The organism is Kitasatospora sp. McL0602, from assembly GCF_052076145.1.
In the GTDB taxonomy this organism is placed as follows: Bacteria; Actinomycetota; Actinomycetes; order Streptomycetales; family Streptomycetaceae; genus Kitasatospora.
The window spans coordinates 3,257,531-3,271,038 of sequence record NZ_CP197246.1 but is presented as its reverse complement, the minus strand read 5'-3'; the positions used below and the strand labels follow the sequence as shown (position 1 = coordinate 3,271,038).

General features: G+C 71.6%; 9 protein-coding genes. 7 read left to right on the top strand and 2 right to left on the bottom strand.

The genetic code is table 11. The features are described from left to right. Positions 1-5 precede the first annotated feature (5 nt). The 4 genes from ACR68M_RS14765 (at position 6) to ACR68M_RS14750 (ending at position 8,837) form a co-directional block, all read left to right on the top strand. Positions 6-608, top strand: coding sequence for a hypothetical protein (locus ACR68M_RS14765; RefSeq protein WP_441250946.1), 603 nt, complete (start codon positions 6-8; stop codon positions 606-608). 224 nt (positions 609-832) lie between these two features. Further along, the gene (locus ACR68M_RS14760) at positions 833-3,307 is read left to right on the top strand and encodes a DEAD/DEAH box helicase (RefSeq protein WP_441251618.1); all 2,475 of its coding nucleotides are present in this window, start codon (positions 833-835) and stop codon (positions 3,305-3,307) included. A gap of 263 nt (positions 3,308-3,570) precedes the next feature. Next, entirely contained in the window at positions 3,571-7,899 is a 4,329-nt protein-coding gene (locus ACR68M_RS14755) for a hypothetical protein (protein ID WP_441250945.1), read from the top strand. Between the two features lie 116 nt (positions 7,900-8,015). Continuing rightward, positions 8,016-8,837, top strand: a complete 822-nt coding sequence (locus tag ACR68M_RS14750) for a TIGR02452 family protein (protein WP_441250944.1) — start codon at positions 8,016-8,018, stop codon at positions 8,835-8,837. Positions 8,838-8,844: 7 nt separating this feature from the next. Here the strand turns inward: ACR68M_RS14750 and ACR68M_RS14745 are convergent, their stop codons facing one another. Beyond that, complete coding sequence (locus tag ACR68M_RS14745) at positions 8,845-9,141, bottom strand: hypothetical protein (protein WP_441250943.1); 297 nt, start codon at positions 9,139-9,141, stop codon at positions 8,845-8,847. Between the two features lie 124 nt (positions 9,142-9,265). Here ACR68M_RS14745 and ACR68M_RS14740 point away from each other — a divergent pair, with 124 nt between their 5' ends. Together ACR68M_RS14740 and ACR68M_RS14735 are read left to right on the top strand one after the other, a co-directional pair. Beyond that, a complete protein-coding gene (locus ACR68M_RS14740) occupies positions 9,266-10,390 on the top strand; it encodes a low temperature requirement protein A (RefSeq protein ID WP_441250942.1) in 1,125 nt (374 codons plus the stop codon). A gap of 202 nt (positions 10,391-10,592) precedes the next feature. Next, positions 10,593-11,462: an HNH endonuclease gene (locus ACR68M_RS14735; protein WP_441250941.1), complete on the top strand. Its 870-nt coding sequence runs from the start codon at positions 10,593-10,595 to the stop codon at positions 11,460-11,462. A gap of 36 nt (positions 11,463-11,498) precedes the next feature. On the opposite strand, the gene ACR68M_RS14730 is transcribed toward ACR68M_RS14735, so the two are convergent. Next, complete coding sequence (locus tag ACR68M_RS14730) at positions 11,499-12,512, bottom strand: DNA cytosine methyltransferase (protein ID WP_441250940.1); 1,014 nt, start codon at positions 12,510-12,512, stop codon at positions 11,499-11,501. Positions 12,513-12,688: 176 nt separating this feature from the next. Here ACR68M_RS14730 and ACR68M_RS14725 point away from each other — a divergent pair, with 176 nt between their 5' ends. Further along, positions 12,689-13,396, top strand: a complete 708-nt coding sequence (locus tag ACR68M_RS14725; protein WP_441250939.1) for an HNH endonuclease — start codon at positions 12,689-12,691, stop codon at positions 13,394-13,396. Positions 13,397-13,508 lie beyond the last annotated feature (112 nt).

Below are 13,508 nucleotides of genomic sequence, written 5' to 3'. Positions count from 1 at the left end.
CGGTGATGGCGGTTCGGAGGGCGCTGCGCGCGCGGACGGCGGGAACAGCGCAGGCGGCGGGAACAGCGCGGCGGGCACGGACGGCGCGGCGGGCGCTGTCGGTGCGGGTGGCCGGTGGGGTGGTGCTGGCGTTGGCCGGGATGGGGATGACCGGGTGCATGTCGGTGGGTGCCAGCTCGTCGGAGCAGGCGCCGGGCATCCAGCCGGTCGGGCAGAGCGGGGCGGTCGGCAAGACGGGTGTGACCGGGCAGGGCGGCGCACGCGCCGGGAGCGGCCAGCACGGCGAGCGCCCCTCCGCGAGCGTGGGCGCCGCGTCCACGCCGTCCCCGAGCGCCGCCGCCCCGGCGGCCTCCGCCGCGCCGGTCGGCGCGGTGAGCCCCGGTGCGACGCCGCCGCCCTCGGTGGGCGGCAGCCCCGCGAGCGGCAGCCCCAGCCCGCACCCGTCCGCCTCGCACAGCGAGTCCGGCACCCCGGCGGCCAGCCCCTCGGCCTCCTCCCAGAGCTCGCCCAGCCCCTCGCCGAGCGCCCCCTCGGCCACTCCCGACCCGGAGCCGTCGCCGAGCAGCACGGGTTCTCCGGCTCCCTCCGGAGCACCGGCCAGTCATTAGGGGTCTGGCCAGGGGATTTGCCTTTGATCCCCAGGTTCCCCTATGGTGGTAGATCGTTCGTATGATTCATTTGTCTGGCGCCCTTTTCCAGTTGGCGCCCTTGGCGCGTTCCGGCGATCCGTGGCTGACCGCATAGAGGCGGTTGTGTAACAGAACCCCGGACTTAGGCGCGTGCCACTTCCGGAAGGTTTTGCATGTCTCTCATTGACGACGCCCGCTTCGCCATGCCCGCGAGCGGTTCGGACGCCGATGTCCTCGCCCCCTCGATCGACACCACCGACGCTGCCACCGAGGCCGTCGAGACTGCCGGTCCGATCGACCCCACCGACTTCGCCGACGTCGACTCCGACGTTGACGCCGACTTCGACTCCACCGACGACTCCGACGACGCGGCCGACCTGGCCGACGACGCCGAGGCCGTCGAGGACGCCGAGCCGACCCTCACCTTCAGCGACCTGGGCCTGCACGACGACGTCGTGCGCTGCCTCGCGAAGAAGGGCGTCACCACCCCCTTCCCGATCCAGGCCGCGACCATCCCGGACGCCCTGGCCGGCAAGGACGTGCTCGGCCGTGGCCGTACCGGCTCCGGCAAGACCCTGAGCTTCGGCCTCCCGCTGCTGACCCGCCTCGCCGACGGCGAGCGCACCAAGCCCAAGCACCCGCGCGGCCTGATCCTCGTCCCGACCCGTGAGCTGGCCATGCAGGTGGCCGACGCCCTGGAGCCGTTCGGCTCGGTGCTCGGCCTCAAGCTCAAGGTCGTCTGCGGCGGCACCTCGATGTCGAACCAGATCTACGCGCTCGAGCGTGGCGTCGACGTCCTGGTCGCCACCCCCGGCCGCCTCCGTGACCTGCTGAACCGTGGCAGCGCCAAGCTCGGCGACGTCAAGACCGTCGTGCTCGACGAGGCCGACCAGATGGCCGACATGGGCTTCCTGCCCGAGGTCACCGAGATCCTCGACCAGGTGCCGGCCGGTGGCCAGCGTCTGCTCTTCTCCGCCACCCTGGAGAACGAGATCGACACCCTGGTCAAGCGCTACCTGAAGAACCCGGTCACCCACGAGGTCGACCCCTCCGCCGGCGCGGTCACCACCATGACCCACCACATCCTCGTGGTGAAGCCGAAGGACAAGGCGCCGATCACCAACGCGATCGCCGCCCGCAAGGGCCGCACGATCATCTTCGTCCGCACCCAGATGGGCGCCGACCGGGTGGCCGAGCAGCTCATCGAGGCCGGCGTGAAGGCCGACGCGCTGCACGGCGGTATGACCCAGGGCGCCCGTACCCGGGTGCTGGGCGACTTCAAGGACGGCTACGTCAACGTCGTCGTCGCGACCGACGTCGCCGCCCGTGGCATCCACGTCGACGGCATCGACCTGGTGCTCAACGTCGACCCGGCCGGTGACCACAAGGACTACCTGCACCGCTCCGGCCGTACGGCCCGTGCCGGTCGCTCCGGCACCGTCGTCACCCTGGTGCTGCCGCACCAGCGCCGTGGCGTCTTCCGCCTGATGGAGGACGCGGGCGTCGAGGCCGGCCGTCACATCCTCGACCACGCCTTCGACCCCGAGGTGGCCCGGATCACCGGCGCCCGCTCGCTGATCGAGGTCCAGGCCGAGAGCGCCGCCGGCATCGCCGGTGCCGCCGAGCGTGAGATCGCCGACATGACCCGCCAGCTGGAGCGCGCGCAGCGTCGTGCGACCGAGCTGCGCGAGGAGGCCGACCGCCTCGCCGCCCGTGCCGCCCGCGAGCGTGCCGAGCTGGGCATCGAGGACGAGGCCCCGGCCGCCGACGAGACCGAGGCCGTGGCTGCGGTCGCGACCGGCGAGGCCGCTGCCGAGGCTCCCGCGAGCGCCCCGGCCGAGGCCGAGCGCACGCCGAGCTTCCGCGAGACGCGCAGCGAGCGTCCGGAGCGCACTGAGCGTCCGGAACGCGGCGAGCGTCCGTCCTACGGCGACCGCGAGCGTTCGGGCGGTTACAACCGTGACGACCGTGGCGGCCGTGACGAGCGCGGTGGCCGCTCCTTCGGTGGCGACCGTGACAACCGTGGCGGTGGCTTCAACCGTGACGACCGTCCGGCCCGCTCCTTCGGTGGCGACCGCGACAACCGTGGCGGCGGCTTCAACCGTGACGACCGTGGTGGCAGCCGCCCGTCCTTCGGTGGCAACCGCGACAACCGCACCGGTGGCTTCAACCGTGACGACCGTCCGGCCCGCTCCTTCGGTGGCGACCGCGACAACCGTGGTGGTGGCTTCAACCGTGACGACCGTGGCGGCAGCCGCCCGCAGGGTGGTGGCTTCAACCGTGACGACCGTGGCGGCCGTCCCTCCGGTGGCTTCAACCGTGACGACCGTGGCGGCAGCCGCCCGCAGGGTGGTGGCTTCAACCGTGACGACCGTGGCGGCAGCCGCCCCTCCTTCGGTGGCGACCGCGACAACCGTGGTGGTGGCTTCAACCGTGACGAGCGTCCGGCCCGCTCCTTCGGTGGCGACCGCCCGTCCTACGGCGACCGTGACAACCGTGGCGCCAGCACCAGCCGTCCGTTCGCCCGCCGCGACGACCACCGCTCCGGTGGCCGCCCGCAGAGCGGTGGCTTCAACCGCGACGACCGTGGCGGCAGCCGCCCCTCCTTCGGTGGCGACCGTGACAACCGTGGCGGTGGCTTCAACCGCGACGACCGCAAGCCGCGCTGGAAGAGCTGACGCTCTGTAGCTCCGCTGCTCCGGGCCCGTTCCACTTCGGTGGGGCGGGCCCGTCGGCGTTCCCGTGGGGATGAGGTGGTAGCCTGCCGCCGCTCTTCATAGTTTTTTCATATTCGCCTCGCCCGCGAAGGACCGAACTCCCGGGCGGGGCAGGCATCTTTGGGGGATCGATGCTAGGAAGACCCAGCCGTGGGCGGGTGACGGGAAGGCCCGTCGCCGGACCCGGGCGGCTACTCGGTACGCCACTCTGTGCCCTGGCCGTCGTGGCGACGGCCGTACTCCCGGCGGCCGGTACGGCCGCTGCCGCCACCTCACCCACGGCCCCGCCCGCCTCGGCGTCCGTGACCGCTTCCGCACCTGCTTCCGCGCAGCCCGCCCAGGGCGCCCCGAAGCCCGCCCCGAAGCCCGCGCCGACCCCGTCGGCCGCGAAGACCTCTCCGGCGCCGAAGAGTTCGCAGGCCCCGCGCACCGCCCCGCGCCCCGCCCCGGCCGACGCCGCCCCCTGCACCGGGCCGCTGACCTTCGGCACACCCTTCGCCTGCGCCGCCGTCCAGGCCGGCCAGAGCCAGACGTACACCGTGACCACCACGGTCGCCGCCGACCACCTGCGCATCCTGCTGAGCGGTGACCTCGCGGTCATCGGCAAGCTCACCGTGCCGGGCAGCGACCCCGCCGCCGACCCGCTCTGCGGCTTCTCGACCATGGGCGGCCTGGCCGACTGCGCCGTGCCCACGGCCGGCAGCTACGACCTGACCGTGCAGAGCCAGTGGTACGCCGGGGCCTACACGGTCGCGGTCGACTCGGCGGTCAGCGGCGCCTGCAACCAGCTCGCCGCCGCCGACTTCTCCACCGCACGCGCCGAGTTGACCAGCACACTGGCCGCCGGCTCCACCGGGGACTGCTACCGCTTCACCCAGCCGAAGGGCAGCCGCCTGCTGCTCGCGGCACGCGACATCACGTCCAACCTCCAGGTGCGCACCTCGCTCGTGGACGCGGCGGGCCAGCCCGGCTGCGAGGGCGGCGCCACCTCCGGCGAGTGCGTGCTCACCGGCACCGCGCCCTACACCTGGCGCGGCTACTCCGGGGGCGCCACCGCCGGGACGTACGGCTTCCGCCTGACCCGGCTCTCCGACCCGGACGGCTGCGCTTCGCTCGCGGTCGCCCCGTTCGGCGACCCCGGTACGGCCGTGACGAGCGGCACCCTGGCACCGTCCGAGTTCACCTGCCGGATCGTGCACGCCGAGCCCGGCCTGCACGACATCCGGCTGCGGCCGGACAACGGCGGCAACGACCTCCCGTGGACGGTCTACGCCAAGGACGGCACCAAGGTCTGCGCGACGGCCTACCCGGCCGCCCCGTGCTCCGTCCCCGCGACCGGTGACTACGCGCTCTTCGTGCACGGGGCCGGCTGGGAGACCCAGTCGTTCAAGCTCTCGGTCGTCAACCTCTCCGGCACGGCCGGGTGCGCCCCCGCCGTCGGCACCGGCTTCGCCGCGCCGACGCTCACGGGCACCGTCGTCAGCAAGCTCGAACTCGACTGCCAGGACATCGACGCCGCGCCGGGCGAGCGGATCATCACCCCCAGCCAGGGGCTCTTCTCGATCGTCACCGACCGGACGGGCGCTGCGATCTGCACGGTCGACTACAGCCAGGACGGCTGCGTGCTGCCCGGCAGCGGGCCGTACCGGCTGCTCTCGACCCGGGGCAGCTCCTGGGGCGACCCGAGCAAGTACCCCTTCGACTGGCGGATGCAGATCCTCCGGCTCTCCCACCCGGCGGACTGTCCGACCTTGGCTGCCCAGCCCTTCGGCACCGCCGCGGACACCGGCACCACCCGCTGCCGCACCGTGACGGCCGCCGCCGCAGGGGCCCTGCTGGTGACCGGCTTCGGCCCGGGTGACCAGGGCACGCCGGTCTCGCTGCCCGTCGGGCTCTACGACGCCGACGGCAAGCGGGTCTGCAGCCCGTACCAGACCGGGTGCGACGTGCCCGCGGCCGGTACGTACACGATGATGCTGGGCACCGCCGACCGGGTGGTCGAAGGCACCACCCACGCGCAGTTCCTGACGCCGACCGAGACCCGGGGCTGCGTCGCCACCGGGGACAGCGGCTTCGCCGCCGGTCCGGTGACCGGTGCGATCGCGGCGCTCGGGCAGGTCAACTGCCTGACGCTGCCGACGCCTTCGGGTGCGGCCCTGGAGATCTACACCACCCCCGGCGGCGACCCGCTGCCGGCCGGCCAGGTGCTGGACGCCACCGGCGCCGTCCAGTGCAGCAACCCGTACGCCTACGCCCAGACCGACTGCCGACTGACCGGGCAGGCGCCCTTCCGGCTGCTGCTCGACCGTGGCGCGGCCACCGGCGGTTACGCCGTCACGATCGGGCGGGTCGACACCTCGTCCGGCTGCGACGCCTTCCCGCAGACCTCTTACCAGGACACGACGGGCACCGCGGTCGCGCTGACCAAGGGGCACCCCGTCCGCTGCCTGGCCGTCCCGGCCGGACAGCACTCGGTGGCCGAGCAGTTCGACTACGACATCGTCCCGGCGCCCACCGGCCCGCTGAAGACCCTCCCGGCGACGATCCGGGTGTTCGGCTCGGATGGCAAGCTCGCCTGCGAGGGCGGCTACAACCTGTCGACGGCGGTGTGCCGACTCGACCAGGCGAAGGCGTACACCGCGCTGCTGGTCGGTGACGGGACGGACCAGGGTTACCGCATGGTCCGCCGCGACCTCTCGGCGAGCGCGCCCTGCGGCAGCCCCGTCTCCACCACGGTGGGTGGCACTCCCGTCCGGGGGCAGCTGACCTCCTCGCTGAGCGCGGCCTGCACCAAGGTGACGGCCCAGCCCACCGACCGCTTCCGGTTCACCTCGAAGTACACCGACGGCGCCGTGCTGATGGTGGTGACCGACGCCGACGGCAAGACCCTCTGCACCTCGGGCCTCTACACCGCGTACTGCGACGTCACCGGCTCGACCAGCTACCAGGCGATCATGTCGGTGTCCGACTACAAGGGCACCGCGATCGCCTACCAGCTCGACACCTGGCGGATCGGCGGCGCCGACGGCGTCCCGCCGGAGTGCCGGGTGATCGCGGCCGACAAGAACGGCTTCGGCCCGCTCACCGGCACGCTCACGCTCGACCACCCCGCCACCTGCCTCACCGTCCCGGTGAAGCAGCAGCCCTACGCCGGCACCATCCGGATCTCCGGGGCGTACGCGGGGACGAGCACCGCCGTGCCCCGGGCGCAGATGATCAACAGTGCCGGCACCGACTACTGCGTGCAGTACCAGTCGACCGACGGGTACTTCACCGACTGCAACCCGCCGGGCACCCCCGACAAGTCCGACATCCTGCTGCTCTCGCTCCGGCCGGGTGCGGCGAAGACCGACTACAGCGTCTCGGTGGGCTGCCCGACGGACCGCCTGTGCGGTCTGCCGGACGCCGAGGCGGACCCGGGCACGGCGTTCTCGCCGCTCACCCCGTCCCGGCTGCTGGACACCCGGATCGGCGTGGGCCGTCCCGGCACGGCGCCCGTCCCAGCCGGTGGCACCGTCGCGCTCCAGGTGACCGGCCAGGGCGGGGTGCCGAAGGACGGCGTCCGCTCGGTGGTGCTCAACGTGACGGTCGCCGACCCGAAGGCGGGCGGCTACCTGACGGCCTGGCCGTCCGGTACGGCGCGTCCGACGGCCTCCTCGCTCAACTGGACGGCGGGTCAGGTCGTGCCGAACCTGGTCACCGTGCCGGTCGGCGCGGACGGCAAGGTCACGCTCTACAACGGCAGCTCCGGCACCTCGCAGTTCGTCGCCGACGTGCTCGGCTACTACGGCCAGCTGCTGCCGGGCTCCGCCTTCACCCCGGTCGGGCCGCAGCGGGTGCTCGACACCCGCATCGGCCTCGGGCGGCCCGGCAACCAGCCGGTCGGCGCCGGGCAGAGCGTGGTGCTCAAGGTCGCGGGCGCAGGCGGCGTCCCGGCCGCCGGGGCGTCGGCGGTGGCGCTCAACGTCACCGTCACGGACACCCGGGGGCCCGGCTACCTGACCGCCTGGCCGTCCGGCTCGGCGCGGCCGGTCGCCTCCAACCTGAACTGGGTGGCGGGGCAGACCGTGCCGAACATGGTCGTCGTCCCGATCGGCCCCGACGGCACCGTCAGCCTGTACAACGGCTCGCCGGGCACCTCGCAGCTGGTCGCCGACGTCGCCGGGTACTACGCCGGCGGCTCGGGCGGCTCGCTCTACCGCAGCGCCGGGCCCGTCCGGGTCATGGACACCCGGCTCGGCCAGGGCGCCCCGGCCGGAGCCGTCCCCTCGCACGGGACGGTGGTGCTCGACCTGAACGGCACCGCCGGGTCGGCCAAGCCCAAGGCGGTCGTCCTCAACGTGACGGTGACCGGGCCGACGGACTGGGGATACCTGACCGCCTGGCCGTCCGGCGGCTCCCGGCCCACCGCCTCCAACCTCAACTGGGTGAAGGGCCAGACGATCGCCAACCAGGTCGTCGTCCCGGTCGGCGCCGACGGGCGGGTCGCGTTCTACAACGGCGGGGCCGGCTCGGTGCAGGTGGTGATCGACCGGATCGGCTTCATCGGCTGATCTCCGGCACATGCGGTACGTGCGGGCCCGCTCCACTTCGGTGGAGCGGGCCCGCTTGTTCTGGGCGGCCGAAACTCGGTGGCTGGGCGGTCGGTTGCTGACGTAGCGTCACCCGGATGAGCAGTCGGATGAAGAACGTGGCGGCCGTCAACGAGGAGATCGCCGAGCGGGGGAGTTACCAGGCGCCCTCGGGTGCGCTGGTGTCCGTGGCCGAGGCGCTGGCCTCGGCGCGGGCCGGGACGGTGCTGTACGGGCCTGCGGCATCCCCGGGCGCGGCGGCAGGGCCCTTCGCGGGGGGGATCGAGGTGACGGCCGAGGGCAGCCTGGAGGCGGCGCGGCGGCTGGTCGCCGGTGGTCCGGCTGCTCCCGGTCACGTCGGGGTGCTCAACTTCGCGTCCGCGCGGAACCCGGGCGGGGGCTACCTGCGCGGGGCGCGGGCCCAGGAGGAGGACGTCTGCCGGGGCGCGCTGCTCTACAGCTGCCTGCTGGAGGCGCCGGAGTACTACGAGGCGCACCGGGCGTCCGACGACCTCCGCTACAGCCACCGGGTGATCTTCTCCCCGGCCGTCCCGGTGATCCGCGACAGGCGCGGCGAGCTGCTCGAACAGCCCTACGGAGTCTCGTTCCTGACCTCGCCCGCACCCAACGCCGGTCAGCTGGCGCTGCGTTCGGGCGGCGTTGCGGTCGACGTACGGGCGGTGCTCGCGGAGCGGGCCGGCCGGGTGCTGGCGGTCGCCGCGCGGCACGGCGTACGGGAGTTGGTGCTCGGGGCGTGGGGCTGCGGCGTCTTCCGCAACGACCCGGCGGAGGTGGCCGAGGCCTTCGCGCTGGCGCTCGAGCAGCACGGGGCGGCCTTCGACCGGGTGGTCTTCGCGGTCTGGGACAGGCAGCCGGTGTCGGCGAACCGGGCCGCGTTCGAGGCGCGCTTCGGCGGCTGACCGGCGACTACCGCTTGGTCGCGACGGTGGAAGCCCCCACCACGACCCCCGCGACGGCGAACACGGCCGGCCAGGCGCCGATCTTCTTCGCGAGCGGGTGCGAGCCGCCGAAAGCCGCCACGTACAGCCCGGTCAGCGCGGCGGCCGTCCCCGTGCCCGCCTGCTGCCGCCACCGCACCGCCGCAGTGGCCCCCGCAACCGCGAGCACCGCGCCGCCGAGCTCACGCCGCCCGCTCCAGCGCGCCGTGCCGTAGCCGCCGAGCAGGCCGGCCGCCGCGATCGCTGCGGTGGGGATCTTCGCCATCGTTCTCTCCTCGGGCCGGGCACGTTCAGTCGTCTTCGAACCTAACGCGCGAGCGGCGGCCGGGGTGCCGTCCGATGACCGAAATCCCACCCTCGTACGAACGCCGATGTTCGATACTCACGGCGTGACCACTGCCATCACCCTTCAAGAGACCGACGAACTCAGCCTGCGGGTGACACCGTTGGAGCTCTTCTTCGACCTCGTCTTCGTCTTCACCATCACCCAGCTCACCGAGAGCCTCGCCCACCACCTCGACCTGGGCGGACTGGTGCGGGTGCTGGTGATGCTCGCGGTGATCTGGTGGATGTACGACGCGTTCATCTGGCTCACCAACGCGGTGCCGCCCTCCACGCACCCCCGGCGCGGGCTGATGCTGGTCGCGATGGCGGGCTTCCTGATCATCTCGCTCTCCGTGTCGCACGCCTTCGAAGGTGGGGGCGCGGCCTTCGGCTGGGCCTACCTGCTGGTGGTCACCGTCCACACCGGGATGTTCGCGGCGTCGGGGGTGGCGCGGGTGTCGGTCCTGCGGATGGGGCTGCTCAACCTGGTCAACTCCGCTCTGGTGGTGGCCGGCGGCTACCTCCAGGGGTCGGCCGAACTCGGTTTCTGGGCAGCGGCGTTCGCCCTCCAACTGGTGACCCCGCGGCTGGTCGACCTGCCGCAGTTCCAGCTCCGCGCCGACCACTTCGTCGAGCGGCACGGCCTGGTCGTGATCGTCGCCTTCGGCGAATCGGTGATCGCCATCGGCGTCGGCGCAGCAGGCACCGCCCTGACTCTCCCCACCGTGGCCGGCGCCCTGCTCACCCTCGCCGTCTGCATCGGCCTCTGGTGGGCGTATTTCGGCCACGACGACGACGAACGTGCCACCCACTTCCTGGCCGGCCTCACCGCAGCCCGCCGCAACCGCCTGGCCGTCAGCATCTACAACCTGGGCCACTACGCCCTCTTCCTCGGCATCCTCCTCCTCGCCACCGGCGCCAAACCCGCCGTCGCCCACCCCACCGCCCCGATCTCCCCCGCCCAGTCCTACGCCATCGCCAGTGGCATCGCCCTCTTCCTCACCGCCAACATCGCCATCCGCCGCACCATCGGCCTCACGCCCACCGCCCCGCGCCTAACCGCCGCCGCCCTCCTCCCCCTCACCATCCCCCTCGGCACCCACCTCTCCGCCCTCGCCCAGACCGGCGCGACGGCCGCCCTCCTGGGGGCGACCTTCGCGCTCGAGGAGCGGATGGGAGCCCGCGACTAGGGGAATCGTTGCCGCCAAGCATTGGGTCGAGCGGGAAAAACTTTGACGGCAACGAAGGTAGTATATTCCCAGGTCAAAGCTTGTTTAGCCGTCAGGATGGCCTAGGCGGCATGCGATATGTGATTGTCCTACGAGTCATGCCGCCTCTACTGTGGTGCCCTGCCCAGCCATCGGGTTGGGCTGTGATGGGGCGGAGTTTGGCGTGGATGCTTCCAACAAGGACGAGCTGCCGAGTGCGGACAGCGACGAGGTGAGGGCGATGTTTTCCAACAGGGAGACACGCGAGGCCTACCGGTTTCTCCTGGAGAGGCGGAACGACCCGCCGACCATGGCGGAGTGGATCGAGCGCGCTACGGCGGTCCTGGGGAAGGGCAATGTGCACTCCCAGCGGCGGCTCCGTGACGTACGTGACTACTTCGACGTTGCCGCGAAGCGCCGCCCGGGTGACGGTGAGTGGGTCTACCAGCTCGAAGGCCGGAGTCAATCGCCGGTAGCGGACAAGAGCGAGCGGATCTCCCCCAAGCTCCAGGCGGAGGTGTTCACCGTCAAGGGCCGGTTCTGCCAGATGTGCGGGCGTGGCCCGGGGGACAAGGTGAAGCTCCAAATCGACCACATCGTGCCGAGGTCCTGGGGCGGCGAGACGGTGCTCGACAACCTCGAGCCGCTCTGCCAGGAGCACAACAACGGGAAGAAGGCGTTCTTTGCCTCCCTTGATCCGCATTCGGGGGCGATGAAGGCTGCCATCAATCGTGGCAACCCGTGGGAGCGCATCGGCGAGCTGCTGAAGGCATTCGCCCGGGAGGGCAGGTGGACGCCGGTCGAGCTGATCGCGGTGGTGGCTCGCGACACCCACAAGGGTGATCCGCTGAAGCGGCTACGTGAGCTTCGTTTCGTGCTCGGATGGAACATCGTCGCGCACCGGGCCAAGGTGGAGGGTGTCACCCAGGTCACGTACGAGCTGCGGTCGTGGGAGCCGTGGCCTGAAGAGGGCGCGCCGGCAGCTGTGAGTGAGTACGAGCGCAAGAGGAAGCGTGAGAAGGGCGAGAAGAACGAGGAGGGCACGGAGGAGTAGCTGGCGGCTGCTCGTGGCCTCCGGCCCGCCGCTGCTTTACGGGGCCTGAGCCAATGCGGCGGCGATGCAGGCACCGACGGCCTTCGCGACCGGCGGGGGGAAGGCATTGCCGATCTGCCGGTACCTGGACGTCTTGGTGCCAACGAAATGCCAGTCGGCGGGGAACCCCTGGAGGACGGCCAGCTGTTCGACGGTGAGCCGGATGGGCAGCCGGTCGCCGATGGCTGGCGGCCTGTCAGCCACACTGGTGCCCTTGACTCCCAGGCGGGCCCAGGCTTCGCGAGCCCGTGAGGGCCCGAGGTCTGGGCCGCCGTGTTTCCGGGAGCCGCCGCAGAGCGTGGGCGCGATCTGGTCGGCCCCGGCGGCCCAGGCGGCTGCCAGCTCCCATCCCTGGCTTGCCATCGACTTGTGGAGCGCCTGGCCGACCGTCAGATACTGGTGTGGCTGGTGGCTTGGAGCTGGCCACCGGTACCGGTCGAAGGACTCGGAAGGCATGGCGACCAGGACTGCCCGGGGACGGAGTTGGGGAACCCCGAAGTCGCAAGCCCGAAGGAGCCGCCAGCTGGACCGGTAGCCGAGTGAGTGCAGGCTGGAGAGGATCTCGGCTCGGTACTGGCTGAATTTGGACTGAAGGAGGCCTTTGACGTTCTCGATCAGCACAGCTCTCGGGCGCAGGAGCTCGACGAGGGTCAGCGCGGCTGGAAAGAGGTTGCGCTCGTCCGCGGAGCCCAGCTGACGGCCCGCCAGCGAGAATGGAGGGCAGGGGACTCCGCCTGCGAGGAGATCGACCTGGTGAGCCGATCGGAGCACGGAGGGCGGGACCGGAGCCCGGAGGTCCGATTCGACAACCTGCCAGGCAGGCCGATTGGCTTTCAGGGTGCTGCACGCGTCGCGATCAAGCTCAAGGAGATAGCGGTGCTGGAATCCGGCTTGCTCAAGCCCCAGCGACTGACCGCCACCTCCGGCGCAGATCTCCACGCAGGTGAGTGGCGGCGGTGCGGAGTGTTCCGACAGGGTGGCAGGGCTGAGCGTGGCGGCTTGGTTTCGCATGGTGTCTCCTCCCCGGGGCCGCATTGGCGGCGGCCATCTCTCGTGACATGAATAGCTTGCCGCCACTTGCCGTGGCAGGGAATGGCAAAAGTTGTTGTTCATTCGAATGAGTGAATGACTGAAACGAGCTGCGGGAACATCGGATTTGAATGGCGACTGGAGAAGGAGAGTGGCGGATGTCGTTGGTCGAAGGCATGGACTGGCGTGATGAGAATCTCGGACTCCGCGTCCGGGTCGCACTCTGGCTCTCGGGTGAGGTGGGCGAAGGCGGGACGTTCGCCAGGGAGGACCTCCGAAGCGCCCTTGGCGGCACAGAGCAGGTAGACCGCCGGATGCGGGATCTGCGGTCAGCGGGGTGGGTGATCAGAGGCGCGCGGGACAGGCTGGGGCTGGCGGCCGACGAGTTCGTCCTCGAAGCGGTCGGGGCTCCAGTCTGGGAGCCCGAGCACCGCGCGGCGGGGCTGCGCCAGATCAGCGCGGCGACCCGGAGGACAGTTCTGGAACGCGACGGGTTCATGTGCCGTCGGTGCGGGGTGGCCGCAGGCGAGGCGTACCCGGGGGAGCCCGGGTCGCGGGCAAGACTGACCCTCGGAGCAGCAGGCGTACCCGGTGACACCACCAGCGTGGAGAGCGGCCTCCTGACCGAGTGCGCACGCTGCAACGACGCGGGCGGGGTGCCGTCTTCCGGGCAGCCGGGACGGGATGAGCTATGGGGTCAGATCCAGACGCTCTCGCTCCGGGACCGGAAGGAGTTGCTCGCTTGGATGGTCCATGACGAGCGGACCAGTAATGACCGGGAGCGGGCTTGGGGCCGGTACCGCCAGCTTCCCGCCGATGCCCGGGAGCGGGTGAAGCGGGATCTGTACGACCTGCTACGCCAGTGAAGGGCGACCCCACAGGCCGTTGACAGTGTGGTCTGCCAGACTCTCCCAGCCACTTCGCCGCCCCCGACCAGTCTGGTCCGGGGCGTTGCAAAGTCAGTGCCGCAGTCTCTGC